The organism is uncultured Brachyspira sp. (assembly GCF_944390845.1).
Lineage (GTDB): Bacteria > Spirochaetota > Brachyspiria > Brachyspirales > Brachyspiraceae > Brachyspira > Brachyspira pulli.
The window spans coordinates 1-18,204 of sequence record NZ_CALXRM010000021.1 but is presented as its reverse complement, the minus strand read 5'-3'; the positions used below and the strand labels follow the sequence as shown (position 1 = coordinate 18,204).

Annotated in this window: 19 protein-coding genes; 4 read left to right on the top strand and 15 right to left on the bottom strand. The window is 26.7% G+C overall.

Going from position 1 to position 18,204, the window contains the following annotated elements; translation table 11 throughout:
* Positions 1 to 125: 125 nt before the first annotated feature.
* Positions 126 to 605, bottom strand: a complete 480-nt coding sequence (locus Q0K52_RS06055; RefSeq protein WP_297297519.1) for a CinA family protein — start codon at positions 603 to 605, stop codon at positions 126 to 128.
* 396 nt (positions 606 to 1,001) lie between these two features.
* Between Q0K52_RS06055 and Q0K52_RS06050 the strand changes: the two genes are divergently transcribed.
* On the top strand, positions 1,002 to 1,658 hold the full coding sequence (locus tag Q0K52_RS06050; RefSeq protein ID WP_297297517.1) for a tetratricopeptide repeat protein: 657 nt from the start codon (positions 1,002 to 1,004) through the stop codon (positions 1,656 to 1,658).
* A gap of 21 nt (positions 1,659 to 1,679) precedes the next feature.
* Here the strand turns inward: Q0K52_RS06050 and miaA are convergent, their stop codons facing one another.
* From miaA to gmk, 3 genes are read right to left on the bottom strand one after another with little or no spacing between them, the layout of a single operon-like run.
* On the bottom strand, positions 1,680 to 2,606 hold the full coding sequence (miaA, locus tag Q0K52_RS06045) for a tRNA (adenosine(37)-N6)-dimethylallyltransferase MiaA (RefSeq protein WP_297297516.1): 927 nt from the start codon (positions 2,604 to 2,606) through the stop codon (positions 1,680 to 1,682).
* A gap of 5 nt (positions 2,607 to 2,611) precedes the next feature.
* Positions 2,612 to 3,022, bottom strand: a complete 411-nt coding sequence (locus tag Q0K52_RS06040) for a hypothetical protein (protein WP_297297514.1) — start codon at positions 3,020 to 3,022, stop codon at positions 2,612 to 2,614.
* A 25-nt stretch (positions 3,023 to 3,047) separates the two neighbouring features.
* Positions 3,048 to 3,599 (bottom strand): guanylate kinase, encoded by a 552-nt coding sequence (gmk, locus tag Q0K52_RS06035; protein ID WP_297297512.1) that lies wholly within the window; start codon positions 3,597 to 3,599, stop codon positions 3,048 to 3,050.
* Positions 3,600 to 3,821: 222 nt separating this feature from the next.
* On the opposite strand from gmk, the gene gltX reads away from it, so the two are divergent.
* The 3 genes from gltX (at position 3,822) to Q0K52_RS06020 (ending at position 6,986) form a co-directional block, all read left to right on the top strand.
* The gene (gltX, locus tag Q0K52_RS06030) at positions 3,822 to 5,267 is read left to right on the top strand and encodes a glutamate--tRNA ligase (RefSeq protein WP_297297510.1); all 1,446 of its coding nucleotides are present in this window, start codon (positions 3,822 to 3,824) and stop codon (positions 5,265 to 5,267) included.
* Positions 5,268 to 5,285: 18 nt separating this feature from the next.
* Positions 5,286 to 5,678, top strand: coding sequence for a response regulator (locus Q0K52_RS06025; RefSeq protein WP_297297508.1), 393 nt, complete (start codon positions 5,286 to 5,288; stop codon positions 5,676 to 5,678).
* Positions 5,679 to 6,056: 378 nt separating this feature from the next.
* Positions 6,057 to 6,986: a hypothetical protein gene (locus Q0K52_RS06020; protein WP_297297506.1), complete on the top strand. Its 930-nt coding sequence runs from the start codon at positions 6,057 to 6,059 to the stop codon at positions 6,984 to 6,986.
* Positions 6,987 to 7,044: 58 nt separating this feature from the next.
* On the opposite strand, the gene Q0K52_RS06015 is transcribed toward Q0K52_RS06020, so the two are convergent.
* The 11 genes from Q0K52_RS06015 to Q0K52_RS05965 form a co-directional block, all read right to left on the bottom strand.
* Positions 7,045 to 7,254 carry a hypothetical protein gene (locus Q0K52_RS06015; protein ID WP_297297504.1) on the bottom strand — a complete coding sequence of 70 codons (210 nt, stop codon included), beginning with the start codon at positions 7,252 to 7,254 and terminating at the stop codon, positions 7,045 to 7,047.
* A 44-nt stretch (positions 7,255 to 7,298) separates the two neighbouring features.
* Positions 7,299 to 7,745, bottom strand: a complete 447-nt coding sequence (locus Q0K52_RS06010) for a CAP domain-containing protein (RefSeq protein WP_297297502.1) — start codon at positions 7,743 to 7,745, stop codon at positions 7,299 to 7,301.
* Positions 7,746 to 7,827: 82 nt separating this feature from the next.
* Entirely contained in the window at positions 7,828 to 8,784 is a 957-nt protein-coding gene (gene rfaD, locus Q0K52_RS06005; protein WP_297297500.1) for an ADP-glyceromanno-heptose 6-epimerase, read from the bottom strand.
* Between the two features lie 37 nt (positions 8,785 to 8,821).
* Entirely contained in the window at positions 8,822 to 9,280 is a 459-nt protein-coding gene (rfaE2, locus tag Q0K52_RS06000) for a D-glycero-beta-D-manno-heptose 1-phosphate adenylyltransferase (RefSeq protein ID WP_297297497.1), read from the bottom strand.
* A 124-nt stretch (positions 9,281 to 9,404) separates the two neighbouring features.
* Complete coding sequence (locus Q0K52_RS05995) at positions 9,405 to 10,163, bottom strand: MBL fold metallo-hydrolase (protein ID WP_297297496.1); 759 nt, start codon at positions 10,161 to 10,163, stop codon at positions 9,405 to 9,407.
* Between the two features lie 108 nt (positions 10,164 to 10,271).
* Positions 10,272 to 12,464: an alpha-galactosidase gene (locus Q0K52_RS05990; RefSeq protein WP_297297494.1), complete on the bottom strand. Its 2,193-nt coding sequence runs from the start codon at positions 12,462 to 12,464 to the stop codon at positions 10,272 to 10,274.
* Between the two features lie 168 nt (positions 12,465 to 12,632).
* Positions 12,633 to 13,829 (bottom strand): class I SAM-dependent RNA methyltransferase, encoded by a 1,197-nt coding sequence (locus Q0K52_RS05985; protein ID WP_297297492.1) that lies wholly within the window; start codon positions 13,827 to 13,829, stop codon positions 12,633 to 12,635.
* Between the two features lie 89 nt (positions 13,830 to 13,918).
* Positions 13,919 to 14,833 (bottom strand): Rpn family recombination-promoting nuclease/putative transposase, encoded by a 915-nt coding sequence (locus Q0K52_RS05980; protein WP_297297490.1) that lies wholly within the window; start codon positions 14,831 to 14,833, stop codon positions 13,919 to 13,921.
* Between the two features lie 54 nt (positions 14,834 to 14,887).
* The gene (gene eis / locus Q0K52_RS05975) at positions 14,888 to 16,168 is read right to left on the bottom strand and encodes a GNAT family N-acetyltransferase (RefSeq protein ID WP_297297488.1); all 1,281 of its coding nucleotides are present in this window, start codon (positions 16,166 to 16,168) and stop codon (positions 14,888 to 14,890) included.
* A gap of 92 nt (positions 16,169 to 16,260) precedes the next feature.
* Positions 16,261 to 17,091: a PD-(D/E)XK nuclease family protein gene (locus Q0K52_RS05970; RefSeq protein WP_297297487.1), complete on the bottom strand. Its 831-nt coding sequence runs from the start codon at positions 17,089 to 17,091 to the stop codon at positions 16,261 to 16,263.
* 2 nt (positions 17,092 to 17,093) lie between these two features.
* Positions 17,094 to 17,972, bottom strand: a complete 879-nt coding sequence (locus Q0K52_RS05965; protein ID WP_297297485.1) for an ankyrin repeat domain-containing protein — start codon at positions 17,970 to 17,972, stop codon at positions 17,094 to 17,096.
* Between the last annotated feature and the right edge of the window lie 232 nt (positions 17,973 to 18,204).

The window sequence follows — 18,204 nt, the reverse complement described above, 5'->3', positions numbered from 1 at the left end:
TTTAATGAATATTAGTTTACATAATTGTTTTTGTCAACAAGTAAACATAATATTTTTTGAATTTATATTGGACTTTTTAGATTTTTTTGATAAATTGCAACTTTATACATTAAACTCGGTATAACTCAGCATTTCTTTATGAAATTTTCAACCAAATTCAAAGAAAATAGCACGCTCTGCTCTCTGACTTCATTTCTATCGCCTGAAAATATATTTTTATAAGCTTTAGTATAACCTTCAGCAGATATACATATCCAAACTAAACCAACTGGTTTATCTTCCGTTCCGCCTGATGGGCCTGCTATACCGCTTATAGAGATAGCAATATCACTATCCATTATTTTTCTGCTGTTTTCTGCCATTTCTATAACGCATTCTTCACTAACTGCACCATATTTTTCCAATGTTTCTTCTCTTACATTTATCATTTTATGTTTAATTTCATTGGAATAAGTTACAAAAGAGCCTTCAAAACATTCTGATGAGCCTGAAACTGATGTTATATGTGCTGCAAATAATCCGCCTGTACATGATTCAGCTGATGTTATTTTTAATCCTCTTTGTATTAACAATTCAACAACTTCTTTAGCTTTATCATAATTCATAATAAATCCTTAATTTTAAGTATATATAATAAACATAATAAAAAATAAAAAATAAAATTTATTTAATTAAAAAATATTATCACCAAATACATAAATAAAATGTTTTAATTGTTAAAATAATAATTTTTAAATATTGTAAAACTAATTATAAAAATTGTGAGCCTCTGGCAAGTTTACTTGACAGAGCCTTTGAGCGAACAATTTTTATTAGCAATAATAAAAAAATAATAATTTTTTATTATTGCTAGTGATAAACTCGCTAAAAAATAGCTGACAACTTCCTTCATCAGTTATCATCTGCTCGTTTATCACTTTAAAAACTCATAATTAATATATAAACTATATTAGTAATATTAACAACAATAATAATAAATAGTAATTTTAATGCTAAAAATTATGGATAACGTAAATAACAACATAGAAGAATTAATAAAAGAAATAGAAAATTCAGATAATAATAACAATATTTGCAATAAAGCTTTAAAAGAAATTAAAAATATATTCAAAAATTTCAATAAAAATGATGCTGATAATTTCCTAAAATTATGTTCAATTACAGTTGATAAGCTTTTTTATTTACAACGTTATAGCGATATTATTTACATAAAAGAAAATATTTTTAATATAAAAGATAAATTTCCAAATATAAACGACATTTTATTTTTATATCCATCAGCAATAAGCAATTTAATGCTTGGTTTTAATGATAAGGCTATAAAAGAATTAGAAGAATTGATAAATAATTATGATATAGAAAGCTCTCAAATACCTCCATTACAAAATTTTTTAGCTGAAGCGTATTTAAGAGAAAAGAAATATGAAGAAGCTGTAAATTATTATGAAAAATTCATACATTTGAATGTTACTAATGCTATGATGTGGAATGATTATGGTTATGCTTTAGAACACATTGGAAGAAAAGAAGATGCTAAAAATGCTTATTCCAAATCTTTAGAATTGGATCCGTCATTTATATTTGCAAAAAGAAATTTAAAAAGACTGACTCCAAAAGAAAATTTATTAAAAAAAATATTTTCATCTTTTAAATTATGAATTATAGATTTTAATAAATATTTAATTGATATTATAAAAAGATTTTATTTCTTCAGCAACTTTTTCCAAATCATTTTCATTTATTCTTCTGTGCTCTTCACGTCTAAACCAAGTTAACTGTCTTTTAGCAAAATTTCTAGTACGCTTTTTGATAAGTTCAATAGTTTCTTCTAAAGTCATAGAATTATTAACTAAATAATCATATACTTCTTTATAGCCTATAGCCTGCATAGAAGTATAACTATTATCAACACCAAGCTCTATAACTCTTTTTACTTCATCAAGCAAGCCTTTTTCAAACATTATGTCAACTCTTTTATTAATATTATCATAAAGAACATCTCTATCAATATCAATAATATAGCTTAAATAATCTAAATCAACCACAGGTTTTCTTTGTTTTTTTAATTCTGAAAACTTCTTACCGGTATTGTAATAAACTTCTAAAGCCCTTACAACACGCCTTGCATTGAATCTATCTAAATTTTCAGCTGCTTCTTTATCAACATTCAAAAGCTCTGAATATAAGCTTTCAAGTCCATATTTATCTATTCTGTCATAAAGTTCTTTTCTTATAGCTTCAGAATTTTCTTTATTATCATTTTCTTCATCAAAAATGCCATATTTTATCGCATCTATATAAAAACCTGTACCCCCTACTCCAAATATTGGAATATTATCTGTATTTTCAATGACATTTTTAAATATATCAAGATAATCTTTTATATTAAAATTTGTTGTAGGTTCAAGTATATCAACCATTTTGTAATTATATTTATTAATTTCTTCTCTGGAGGGTTTTGCTGAGCCTATATCCATATATCTATAAACTTGAATTGAGTCTATAGATATTATGGCGGCTTTATTGAAATAATTATCTATTAGTTTATGTACAAAGCTACTTTTTCCTGATGCGGTTGCACCAGATATAAATACTATTTTTTTCACTTTAATTATTCATCTTTTTTCTTAGAAGCTCTTTTTTTCTTTTTTGGCTTTTCATCATCTTCTTCATCTTCAAAATCATCATCTGAATCGTCCATATCAGAAGCAGAGTATTCAGGAACAGCTTCTTCTTCCACTACTTCTTCTTCTGTTGCATATTCAGTTTCATCATAAGATGTTTCAGAATGTTTAAAAGGTGCTTCTTCATCTATAGTCATATCAACACCTTCTTCATATTCATACTTAATTTTTCCGTCAAGTATATTTTTCATAACAGTAGGTATATATTTTCCGCCTCTGTATTTAGTTTCACCTTTAAGAAGTGCATTTCCATTTTTAGCTAATTCTATCATGGCTCTGCTAAGCTCATAACGATTGCCTTTATATTCTATAAGTTTTTCTAACGGTATTATACCCATATATTAAACTCCATATAGTTGATTTTTATAATTTAGAATTTATAGCTTCTTCAAGTTTTTTATAAGCTTCATCAATATCATCATTTTCTATGATAATATCAAATTTATCTTTATATTCTAATTCTCTTTTGGCATTCCATAATCTAAGTTTGATACTTTCTTCTGTTTCAGTGCCTCTGCCTTCAAGTCTTTTCTTTAAAATTTCCATAGAAGGAGGTGTTATAAATATATAATTAGCATCTATTCCTTTTTCTTTTATATATAAAGCACCCTGAATATCTATATCAAGTATCAAAATCTTTTCTTCATCATCTGCTTTTTCTAATTCTCTGAAAGATGTACCATAATAATTATCATGAACAGAAGCCCATTCTATAAAATCTCCGTCATTTATCATCTGTTCAAATTTTTCTTTATCTATAAAATAATAGTCTTTTCCATCAACTTCATTTGGTCTTTGAGGCCTAGTAGTGTGAGAAACGCTGAAGGTTGCGTTTGGATGATTAGATAAATATTTTTTAATTAATGTAGTTTTTCCTGCAGCTGATGGGGCTGTAATAACAACAATATTGCTCATAGTACACCAAATATAGAATTAGCATATAATATAACATATATAAAAAAATATTTCAAGCTATAATATACAAAAAATATCCACTATAAAAATAATATTAGTATTTTATATTACTGAATAAACATTTTATTAAAAAATTTATTTTTGCATAAAACTATTATATAATTGATATTTATTTGTTTTGATGTATAATAAGGCAAGTTTTTAAATCAAGGAGTAAGTTTTATGTCGGATATTAGAGTTCGTTTCGCTCCATCTCCAACAGGCTTTTTACATATAGGAAATGCTAGAACTGCATTATTTAATTGGTTATATGCCAAAGCTATAAAAGGAAAATTAATTCTAAGAATAGAAGATACAGACCAAGAAAGAAGCACTAAAGAAGCTGTTGATATGGCTATAAAATCATTAAAATGGCTAGGTATAGATTGGGACGAAGGTCCGGAAATCGGCGGAGATTATGGTCCGTATTTTCAGTCTGAAAGACTTGACATATATAAAAAATATACTGAAAAACTTATGGAAGAAGGAAAAGCATACTATTGTTTTTGTACTTCCGAAGAATTAGAGAAAAAATCTAATATGCAGAGAACTCTTAATCAGCCTATTATTTATGATGGTAAATGTAAAGATATACCTTTAGAAGAGGCTAAAAGAAGAGTTGCAAATGGAGAACCTGCTAAAATAAGATTCAGAGTTCCAAAAAATCAAATAGTAACTTTTGACGACTTCGTTAGAGGAGTTGTAAAAACTAATAGTGATGAAATTGGAGACATAATTATAGTTAGAGAAAATGGCTTCCCTACTTATAACTATGCTGTTGTTATAGATGATATGCTTATGAAAATTTCACATGTTATCAGAGGCGAAGATCATATATCAAATACTCCAAAACAAATACTTATATATGAAGCATTAGGTGCTGAACCTCCTAGATTTGCACATACTTCTTCAATATTAGGTAATGACAGAAAGAAATTATCAAAAAGACATGGTGCAGCTACTTTAATGGAATATAAAGATGAAGGATTCCTTCCTCAAGCTATGAGAAACTTCTTAGCTTTACTTGGTTGGACTCACCCAGAAGCTATGGAAACTATGGTTGATGATGATATGATTAAAGCATTCAAATTAGACCGTTTCTCTAAAAGCCCTGCTATTTTTGATACTGCTAAATTAAGACACTTAAATGCTTGGCATATTAAAAATACTGATTTAGATGAAATAACTGATTTATTCATACCATATTTAGTTAAAGGCGGCTTCTTAAAAGAAAATTACACAGAAGAAGAACATGCTTGGGCTAAAAAGCTTGTTTCTGTTATAAGACATAACTGTGTTGTTTTATCTGATATCGTTAAATATGTACCTGTATTCTTTGAAAATGACTTTGAACTCACTGATGAGATGAAAGAACTCGTAAACAAAGAAGAAAGCAAAAAATTACTTAAATTCATCAAAGAGGATATAGAAAATACCGAAGAAATAACTGATGAATATATGAAAGCATTAATCAAAAAAGCACAAAAAGAAACTGGATTAAAAGGTCCTAATCTATATCACCCAATACGTTATGTATTAACTGGAAGTGCTGCTGGAAGCGAACTATCTCATATATGCGAACTTCTAGGTAAAAAAAATGTTCTCTATAGATTATCTAAATACATTTAATATATTAGGGATTTAAGTATGATAAACGGTAAACCTTTGATACTTGCTGTAGATGATGAAGAACCTATTAGGGATCTTCTAACATACACCTTTGAGCCTCATAATCTCGAAGTTGTTACAGCAGAAAATGGTAAATCTGCAATAACTATATTGGAGCATAATCCTGTTGATGTTATTATTACAGATTTGCTTATGCCATCTATGACTGGACTTGCTTTAATCAGAGAAATGAAAAAAAGAAAAAGTTCTATACCTATCATAATAATAACTGCTTATGGTAACACAGAGATGGTTAAAGAAATTATTGCTGAAGGAGTATTCAGACTTATCGAAAAACCATTAGATTTTGATGTATTAGTGCCAATAGTACAAGAAGCAATAGAATACAAAAAAAATCATGAAAATAAATAATTAAAGATTTAATTATATAAAATGCTTGGGTTTAATAAAAAACTTAAGCCTTTTATTTTTTATTTATATACATTTTGCTGCATAAAAATCTATGAGTTAGTTTATGGTATAATATTATAATATTTCAAAGTATTATAAAAAATATTGACATAATAAAATATAAATATATAATGGCTTTATGTATAATTTATTTTACTTAAAAAACAGTCCAAGCTCCAAGCTCCAAGCTCCAAGCTCCAAGCTCCAAGCTCTACTATAAATTTATAGTTTTCAATAATAATAATATATCAATTAAAAATACCTATTTAATCAATAATATCCTATCTTTTGTCATTGCAAAAATTTTAATTAATAAATATATTTTTTAAGGAGAAAAATATGAAAAAACAAATTATATTTACACTATTTCTATTAATTTTTATATTCAGTTGTTCTAAAACGCCAACTGATCCAAACACTAATAATAATACTGCCCATTCACAATCTTTTACAGGTAATTTCTCATTCGGAACATTTGGGAATGCTTCTGCTTTATCTATCAATGAAGATGGAAGTATTTATATGAATATAGAGAATGGACTATTAACAATAAAAAAAGAAATGGTTACTAAAAAATCTGATTCACAGTATACAATAAAAGGACAAATGCCTACTATAAAATATGATAATACCTCATCAGCAACTACAAAATCATTAATGTTTTCTCAAAGTGCTTCTGATATGAATACTGTAGATGTATCACTTAATTTAAGCGGCGGAAGTTTATCATTATCTGGTCAAATTAATGATAATAGTGTAAGCGGAAATTTGAAAGAAGTAAGCGGATATATACCATCTGATTATACTGGAACATATTATATAGGCAATGGACAAAATGGCAATGAAATACAAATAACATCTGACGGATATGTCATTAATAAAGGATATGAAGGTGGAAACGTAATACTCGAAGAAGAATATACTGATAAATTGATAAAAATTTCTGAAAATGAATATATATTAAATCATAATTCTGCCAAAAGAAATATACCAAGCACTGGTACAATAAGTTTTGGAGAGGCAGAAAGTATTGTAATAACAGAAGCTATGAAATATTATAATATATCTCAAAAAGATACTTTAAAATTTGAAAATAATACTCTTACAATTACAGGTCAAGGTTTAACATCTACTTATAAAGATGTAGATACAATAGGAAAATATATTGAAGAAGTTGCAAAAGACAGATCATATACAAACAAAATTGACTATTCATTATTTACATTACAATTAGGAGAAGAAAGTTCTCAAACAATAAATAAAAAATAATAAAAGGCTTGGGTTCATAAAAAACTCAAGCCTTTTTAAATTTAACTAATTTATAAAATTAATCAAAAAGTTCGTCTATTTTATCTCCTGCTTTATCTAAAGCTTTTTCTGTTTCTTTTCCTGCTTTCTCGATTTTATCTTCTGCTTTGTCCATTGATTTTTCTATTTTATCAGTTACTTTATCAATTTTCTTTTCTACTTTATCATCTTCACAAGATATAAAAATCATTGACAATATCATACAAGAAATAAAAATAATTTTTTTCATAAGAGTTTACTCCATTTTAATTTATATTATAATAAAAATATTATTTAATCAGCTAATGAACAATAAAGAATAGCCCAATAAGTATTTTTAGCATTCTTATATATACCTACTCCAATGTACGTATAGTCTATATCCAAAATAGATGATGAATCATTTTGGTCTTTCATCATAGCTCTAAAAATTCCATCTGCTGTTTGATGTCCGCTTCTTATAGATTCCCCATAATATGCCACTCTAATATTATTGTCTGTATAAACTGTATATATCTCTCTGCCGTCCGGTCTTGATGATTCAAATACTTCTGCTATCTCCTCTGCTCTTATCGCTGCCACATTCTTTAATTCATCACTTGTTTTATACTCATAAAGACCTGCTTTTTTCCTTTCAGCATTAATTAATTCAAGTAATTTAGCCGCTTCTTCAGGATCCTGAGAAAACAAAGGCAAAGAATATACTAAAATACAAAACAAAAATAAAATGATATTTTTCATAATACTATCCTAAATAAAAACTATATATTTTAAAAGCATTATAATAGATAATAGTAAAACATTTTGTACTACTTTTTTGTTATTACATCAAATATCCGTTACTTTTTTCTAAAACTTCAGCGTATTTTTTTACACCGGTATTAACATTCATAAAACTTTTATCATAACCAGCATTTCTTAATTTTTTCAAATCTGCTTGAGTATATTTTTGATATTTGCCTTTTAAAGCATCTGGGAAAGGTATATATTCTATTTCAGCATTAGAATAAACTTCTTTTAATGCCTTAGCTATTTCAACAAAACTTTCTGCATTTCCTGTACCGCAATTAAATATACCTGATTTATCTGCATTTTCAAAGAAGAAATTATTAACTGAAACAACATCATCAATATGAACGAAATCTCTTAAGAAATTTTCACTGCCTTCAAATATTTTCATCTTTTCGCCTGCTTTAATTTGATTAAATAAATGAAAAGCTACTGATGCCATTCTTCCTTTATGATTTTCTTGAGGACCATAAACATTAAAATATCTTAATCCTACAACTTGAGTATTAACTTTATTTTCTCTAAATAATTTATTTAAATATCTGTCAAATTGATATTTTGAGAAAGCATAAACATTCAAAGGATACTCATTTTTTTCATCTTCTTCAAAACCATTTTCACCATTACCATATACAGAGGCACTTGAAGCATAAAAAAGTCTTATTTTCTTATCCAAACATATATGAAGAATATTTTTTGTATATTCATAATTATTTTTCATCATATATTTGCCGTCTGTTTCCATAGTATCAGAACAAGCACCCTGATGAAATATTGCATCAACTTTATTATTATTTACAAATGAAGTTAAATAATCTAAAGTAAATTCTTCTTTATCCATATAGTCTTTAAACTTAATTCTATTTAAATTCTTATGTTTGGAAACATTTTTCAAATTATCAACTATTAATATATCATCAATACCTAAATTATTTAATCCTCTTACTATATTAGAACCTATAAATCCAGCTCCGCCTGTTACTATAATCATATTTATACTCCTTTAATTTTATTTTGTTAATATTAAATTAACTATTAATTTTTTTTATAATATTTGTAGTAGAATAACCATCTACAAAATCAATCAATATTGTCTGTTTTGCATATTCTCTGCCTACTACATTTTCTATTTTATAGTCGCCGCCCTTTACTAAAATATCTGGTTTAACAATCTTTATCAATTCAAGAGGTGTATCCTCATCGAATATAGATATAAAAGTAATACATTCCAAAGCAGCTAAAACTATAGCTCTGTCAATCTCATTATTTATTGGTCTGTCATTACCTTTTAAACGCTTAACAGAATCATCACTATTAAGCCCAAGTACAAGTAAATCTCCCAATTCCCTAGCCTTTTGTAAATACTCAACATGTCCTCTATGAAGTATATCAAAACAGCCGTTTGTAAATACTATTTTTTTATTTTCTTTTCTATATTCATCTAGTATACTAGATAAATTATTTCTTTCTATAAGTTTTTTATTCATATTAAAATCTATTCCAATTATATATTTATTTAATTATAGCATAGAACATATTAATAACAAGAATATAAAATTGTTAATACTTATAAGATTTGAGCAAAATATATAATAACACTATATAAACCGATTATACTTCTATAGTAAGTCCGTCATAAGCAGGATGCATATTAGATGGAAGTTCTCTTTCTAAATGCCTATGCAATACATCATGTGTCATATGCGTAAAATAAGCCTTTTTAACTCCCAATTTATCAGCTATATTAACTGATTCCTGTAATGATAAATGTGTATGATGCGGTCTGTATCTTAAACCATTCAAAACTAAAATTTCTGTTCCTTCTATCAATTTAAAACTTTCATCGCTTATGAAACTGGCATCAGTTATATAAGTAAAATTATTAAATCTATATCCTAATATATCCAAAATACCATGCTTTACTGGAATAGGAGTAACTTTAATATCATCAAAAATCATAGTATTTTCAATATGATGAAAAACTACTTGTGGAAGCCCTCCTCCAACTTGAATTGGATTAAAAAAGAAATCGTATTTATCTCTCAATATATCCATAGTATTTTTATTACCATAACAATCTATAGAATCATGCATAATAAAATTTAATGATCTTAAATCCACTATACCTGAAGTATGATCCGCATGAGAATGTGTATAAAATACAGCATCAAGCCTATCAATTTTTTCTCTAAGCATTTGATATCTGAAATCTGCTGAAGTATCTACAATATAATTTTTATTATTATGCTGAATTAAAATAGAAGAACGTGTCCTTTTATCTCTTTTATCTTTGCTGCTGCATACTTTACATTTACAGCCTATCATAGGTACACCGTCAGAAGTGCCTGTTCCTAAAAAAGTTATCTTCATAAAATTGCACCTCCATTTATTAATACTAATTAATATTATATAATTTTTATTCTTAATATCAATAAGTATTTTTATAAATGAAGGTGCTCAAATACTAATTATATCGATTTAACTAATTTTCTTTATAATCCATTGATAAGATAAAGCATCTTCTAATATCTCACCAAGTAAAAGACCTATATTCATCAACTCTTCACCTGTATAGATTTTATTAGAATCATTTATTTTATACTGAGATTTTGCATCCAATCCTTGTAAACGCAAACGCTTAGTAACTAAATTAGGTCTTACATTTATTTGCACATAAGTAACAACTATTGTTTTTTCATCAATACTTTTATAAAGCCAAGCATATTCATTACCTGCATCTAAACCTTTTAAACGGTAAAGACTTCCAAATTGAACTGTACTTCTTATAGATTTATACAATTCTAATTTTTCGGATATAACTTTTTTATCTTCTTCACTGATCTTATTTAAATTAAGCTCTAATCCTAAATTACCCCAAGACGCAACATTAGCTCTTGTTTCTATTCTTTCTTTTCTATGAGTTTGATGATTAGGTATATCTGAAATATGACAAGCTAAAGATATTGAAGGATAAATCAAAGAAGCACCATATTGTATAGCAAGTCTTTCTATAGCATCAGTATCATCACTTGTCCAAACTTGAGGCATATAATATAGCATACCAGCATCACATCTTCCGCCGCCGCCTGCACAGCTTTCAAACAATACATTAGGAAATGCATTAACTATCTTTTCCAATACGCTATAAAGTCCTAACATATATCTATGAGCCTGTTCTTTTTGTCTTTCAGGGCTTAAATAAGAAGAACCCATATTAGTAATATTTCTATTCATATCCCATTTAATATAAGAAATATTGTTTTTAGATAAAAGTTCTGTCATGAAATTAACTATGTATTCGCATACTTCAGGATTGCTCAAATCTAAAACATACTGATGTCTTGATGTTTCTATTTTTCTGTTCTTTACTTGAATAGCCCATTCTGGGTGCTTACGGAATAAATCACTATCAGGAGATACCATTTCTGGTTCAACCCATAATCCAAAACTTATTCCTTTTTTATTTACTTCATCTATTAAATTTGATAAACTTCCTCCAAGTTTTTTTTCATTAGGAGTCCAATCACCAAGAGAACTTTTATCATCATCTCTTTTTCCAAACCAGCCGTCATCTAATACAAATAATTCAGCACCTATTTTATTTCCTTCTTCTGCTAGTTTCAATAAACTTTCTTTATTAAAATCAAAATAATTAGATTCCCAACTATTAATTAAAATAGGACGTTCTTTATAAGCATACTTTCTTGACATTAAACAATCTTGATAAAGTTTATGGAATGTTCTTGACATCTCTCCTAAACCTTTATTAGAATACACTAATACTACTTCAGGAGTTTGGAATTCCTCATTAGGCATTAATGTCCAGCCGAAATCAAAACTATTTATTCCCATTTGAAATCTAGTATTCAAATGCATATCTACTTCCGCACTTGCAGTAAAGTTTCCGCTGTAAACAAAATTCATAGCATATACTTCGCCGTTATTTTCATCAGTATTTGGAGATATTAAAGCCGCAAAAGGATTTTGTCCATGTCCTGAAGCTCCTCTTGCACTTCCTATAGACTGCATTCCCTGTTCTAATCTTCTTCTTTTTATATGACATTCTCTGCCCCAAGCACCTGCTAAATGTAAAAACTCAAAATTAGAGTCTTGAATATCAATATTTGCTGAAGCTATTTTTTCTATATACAAAGAATCTGCAGAATTTTTATTTATAACTTTTACTGATTTAGTTATAGCATTATGTTTTTCAAATACTGCTAAAGTAATTATAACTTCCACTTGTTTTAAATCATCAAACAAAACTAATTCTAATACTTCACTATCATCATCTGACAATACTGTAGGAAGTCCTTCTAATTTTTTCTTATTCTTATATATATTATGTGATTTATAACGTAAGTCTGTAATCCTTGAACCATCTTTATGAACGAAATGAAAAGCAGGTTCTTTTAAATCTGTATAACCATAAGAAGGATATATTTGAGGTATAACTTCTAATTGGAATTTTTTTCTATTATCTGTATCAGCCATATAATTAGCTTCAGTAATACCGTCAATAATATAATCTATATCAATTGCTTCTATTCTGCTTCCCCAATATGGTAAAAATACATAATTGTCTTCATGAACCATTACAACCAAAGATGTAGAAATAGTGTTTAAAAAGAATAATTTTCTTTTTTTATCATTTTCAATAATGCTGATCATTTTTTTATATCTCCTAAATATAGAAATAAATTCTTTGATAAATAATATAAATAATTCTAAAGTTTTCAATAGTATTAAATAAAAAATATTGAATTTATATGACTTTTTAAGAAAAAATATAGTAATCTATTACATCATATAATACAAATTTAAAAAATAATAAAATAATTAAGATTTTTTCTCTAATAACGAAATAACTTCTATATGATAAGTGTCCGCAAACATATCTATAATATTTAAATCTGATAATTTATAATAATCTTTAATTAAATTTATATCACGTGAAAAAGTCATAGGATCACATGAAACGTATATAATTTTTTTGGGCTTAATTCTAATAATATTTTCCACAACATTTTTATTTAAACCCTCTCTAGGCGGGTCTACTACTAAAACCTCTATATCATAATTAATATTTTTTAAAGTTAATGCGGCATCCTCATTTATAATATTTATTCCGTACTTTGAAGCAACAGTTACTGAATCTTTACTTATCTCTGATGAAATCAATTTATAATCATTATTAAAATTATTCAAGATATTCAAGAAAGCTGAAGTAAAAAATCCGCTTCCTGCATAAAGTTCAACTATTATTCTGTCATTATCATTTAAATATTTTACAACTTCTTTTTGAAAATCATTTAATAAATATAAATTACTTTGAAAAAATGTTCTATGACCAATACCTACATCACCATACTTAGTTTTATAAACAATAGTATCATCACCATAACTTTTTATTGTTTTATTATGCTTAACACTAATTCCATTGAAATATTTATTAAAACATTTTAAATTAGTTTTTTTATTAACTTCAAGAAAAGCAATGGCTTCATCATTATTATTTTCTAAAGCATATATACTGCCTGTTATATTATTTTCTGATATAAAATTTTTAATTCTTTCAAATAAGCTTTCTTTTAATATAACACATTCATCTATATTGACAAAATCATTAGTTTTAAATTTATAAAATCCAACTTTTCCATTAACAGAAACCATATTAACTCTAAGTCTGTAATTGGAATTATTATTATAAATAATTTTTATGTCATTATTATATTCAATATTTCTAACAGCATTCAAAACTATATTTTTCTTTATATCCAACTGTTTTTTATAATCAATATGATTAAATACACAGCCTCCGCAAATACCAGCATATTTACATTTTGGATTAATTCTATATTCTGACGGTTCTATTATCTTATTTATAGATCCATAAGAAAATTTTTTAGTTTCTTTTATTATATCAATATCTAATATATCATTTTCCACACAATGAGGCACAAATATTACTTTACCGTCATTATCTTTAGCAATTCCATATCCGCCATAAGCTGTATCAATTATTTTCACTTCCATAAACAAACAACATACAAATTAATTTTTTATTTATATAAACAATTATTTATCAATTAAAAAAATCTAAAATTTTAATAAATATAAAACCTTCAAAGTTTTTCAACTTCTTCTAAACTTAAACCTGTATTATCACTTATAAATTTATTATCGAGTCCTGATTTCTTAAGACTTTTTGCTATATTTATTGCCTTATTTTTTTCACCTTGTTCTATGCCTTGTTCTATGCCCTTCTCTATACCTTGTTCTATACCTTCTTTTATACCTTCTTCTTTTCCTAATCTTCTTTCTTCATCAAGCATTATTTGATTACCATATAAATAAGCCTCTTTCTTCTCATATTCCATCATCATCAATTTACTTTTTACAAAATTATTATATTTTTTTTGTACTTCTTCCATTATAGGTTTTTCTTTTACTATTTCAGACATAGAAGCCTCCAAATTTTTGCTTGTAAATATTTTTAACCAACAGTTTAAATCTTTACTTAATATGTTTTTCTTGAATTTTTTTAACTCTATTATATGTATTTGAAGATGATCTGTTAATAACTTTTTATTATTCATCTCATAAAGCATATAACAAGAATGTATATTTTTTGTCTTATCTAAATTGAAATTTAATAGATTAATACTTATTACAGGAGTTAATTCATCATATCTTTCACCATGCTTTAATAGCTTATTGTAATTAGCTGCCCAATAATAAAGTATTCTCTCTGGAAATCTTGAATTACCTTGTAATTGTATCTCTATTATGACTACTGAACCATTTTGAGTAATACATTTTACATCGACAATAGTTTCCTTTAAGTTTTTATTTTTCTTTAGATTAAAAGGGGTTAAAATTTCAACAGAGCGGAAAGTCTTCATATTGGCATTAAGCATTATAGAATTTATAAAATCTAAAAGTATAGACTCACTGCTTCCCTTATCAGTAAAGAGATATCGTACAAAATAATCATTTAAAGGATTGAAATATTTTTTTATATTTAAATTATTTCTCATAAATATATTATACTGAAAATATAAAGTTTGTCAAAATAAAAAATGATTAACAAATTAAAAATAATCTGAGAAATAAGCCTGTTCTTTTGGTATAATAGACTCCAATAAATTTATACCTTTAGTACTTGATTCTATTCTTCCAATTTTGTACAAATAAGAAGGTGTTTTATAACTCATAAGCATAGTTGTAAGTGTCTGAATATCCATTTTCACAATAAATCTATCTTTACCATTTCTTTTATATTCTTTATTCAGTCGTTTACATACAACCTCTCTATTTTCGTCCCAATAAATCAGAAAACTTCCATTATTCCATTTTGCCATATTATCTTTTATTATCAAATTGATTTTTTTATTTTTTGGTTTTCTTAAAAAAGGATAATTAGCAATAAAGCCTTTAACATCGGTAATTCTAGCCATTATATATGGTCTTATAGTTTCTTTTATTTCGCTATCCTCAAGCAAAAAAGCTACAGGTTCATTAGTATAATTATAACCTTGAACTTTATCTACCATAGAAAAATGTGCTGATATATAATTCCAAAGTCCCAATCTTGCCTCAAAATTCAAATATACCATTTCCTTAACATGAAAAACATCATTTTCTATAACATATACTAAAAAGCCTTTAGCCTCTTCTTTTTCATCATAATATATAGCAACTATAGTATCATCAACGTCCCATCTCCAATATTCTTCCCATTCCAAATCACCTCTAATCAAAGCACCATGCCTAATATGTGAAAATTTATCATAAAGTCCTTTCAAATCCTCACTATCAGTAGCAACACGTTCTACCCTTCCCTTACTTGTCATAGTTTTTGGTAATTGAGTATCTTTAATAGTAAAACTCATTTTGTCAGAAATAATTTCCCAACCTTTCCTTCTATAAAATGGAATAGAATATGGGTACAATACAGATATGGTTTGTCCTTCTTTTTTCATGTTCTCAATGCTTTTTATCATCAAATCATTCATAAGTCCCAAATTAGAATATTCCGGATATGTAGCAACTCCTGTAACTCCAGCCATTTTATATATGACACCATGAATATTCATTTTCATAGGATAAACAGCAATTTGAGAAGCAAGTTTTTCACCGTCAAACCAACCTAATACTTTGGCCTTGCTTAAAACAGCAGATTTAGATTGTTTTATTTCATCTATTTCATAACCTAAATTTATAAGTTCATTATTACTTACTTGGAATGCATATCTTAATAAATTATTAAAATCATCTAAATCTTCTATTGTTAAATATCTTATTTTAAATTTATCTTTCTTTCTTTTTATTATGCTTTCTTTTGAATCTTCTTTTTTATTATGATTACTCATAAAAATTACCTATTATTTTGATAATATAAAAATAATAATACTAAAATATTTATAATTGTCAATTTAAAAAATAAAGCGTTAAAAATACAAAATTAATTATTATCAGAATTTTCTATATTAGCCATAAAAATCTCATCAGAAGGCAACACTAAATTATCAACATCATCTTCTTTACCCTGACAAAGTTTGAAAAAATCACAAAACTCACAATGCCTTCCTACTTTTTTATCAAAAGCCCTGTCATATCTTATATCATCAACAATTTCATCAAACCATTCTCTTAAATAATTAATAGATTCCGGAGTAAATTCTATTGTATCAAATTTATCATCTTCAAAATGATAATAAGAACCGCTAGTAACTTTACATTTAAGACCATCTAATATACAAGCATACAATTTAAGCTGTATAGTTTTTCTGTCTCTTTCATCATTATCTTCACCAACATCATAATACTTTGTAGTTTTATAGTCTACTATTTGTAAAGTTCCATCAGCAGACAAATCTATTCTGTCTATTCTTCCAAATAAAATATAATCTCTGACTCTATTTTCCATATAGCTTTCCATTCTATATGGAACTTTCTGACCAAATGAATTAAAGAAATTAGAAAGCATATAAAGACCTCTTTCTCCTAATTCCTTTTCTTCTTCTCTATTATTGAAAAAAGCTCTTATGCCGCTTCTTTTCCACACATTTCTAAATATATTATGCAAATTATCCAATGTGCGTTCTTCAGCTCTTTGCTCGTAGAATTCTTTACATGCTAAATGAATGGCATTACCAAAGATAAAGTAAACATTAACACTTCTTTTTTGCTTTTTGAAAGGCTTTTCTATATATGTATATCTATACTTTCTAGGACAAAGCAAATATGTAGACATGCTATATTCACTAAATCTTTGTAATTTTTTTGATTCCATAATTATTGATTAACAGTTTCTTCTACTTCAGTAATTTCTGATGTTTCAGCCACATCAGTTGTTTCAGTATATTTATTCAATAATGCTTTTATATCTGTATCAGTAGTAACATCAATAGGCTTTTTACCTTCTATATCAGCAATATTGGCATCAGCACCATTTTTCAAAAGTATTTCAACTGCTCTGTAACTATCTGAAGCTGCAGCAAAATGTAATGGAGTCCAACCATCATCATCTTGTAAATTAACATTTGCTTTATATCTAAAAAGTACAGCTATTACTGGAACCTGATTATTCATAGCAGCCCACATTAAAGGTGTAGTTCCTGTATTATCTCCTATATTAGCAATATCCACACCTGAATTTTTTGCTGCACTAGAATCTAATATAGCACTTACAACATTAGCATATCCTCTTGCTGCAGCAATATGTATAGCCATAGCATCATCTATAGTATCTTTAGCTAATACATCAGCACCATAACTTAAAAGTATAGTTACTATATCATAATATCCATAATAAGAAGCAAGTAAAAGAGGTGTTTGTCCGTCTGCATACCATTTATTATCCCCTTCTGTAAATATAGTATCTACAGGCAAAACAGGATTCATATTTATTTTTTTATGAGATAATAATTCTTTTACTATAGCTGCATTATTAGCTTTAACAGCTACATGTAAAGCAGACCAACCTTCTTCATTTACACTATTAACATCTGTTCCTTGAGCTAATAACTCTCTAACCTTTTTTATATCACCATTTTCTATAGATGAAAAAAATATGTTGTTAGTACCGTTAGTAGTATCTTGGTTTTCAGCTTCCTGTGAATATAAGGCAAAAGTTAATAAAAATAAACTAATAATTATATATACCTTTTTCATAAATAATATATCCTCATTATAAATTATAACATTGCAAATTATAGTATAAAAATATAAAATAAGCAATAGAATAATTTTACATAATATTAACTGATATATTGACTTATATTAACTAATATTATATTATAAAAGGCATGTATTATGAAATCAAGACACAAGACACAAGACACAAGACACAAGACACAAGACACAAGACACAAGACACAAGACACAAGACACAAGACACAAGACA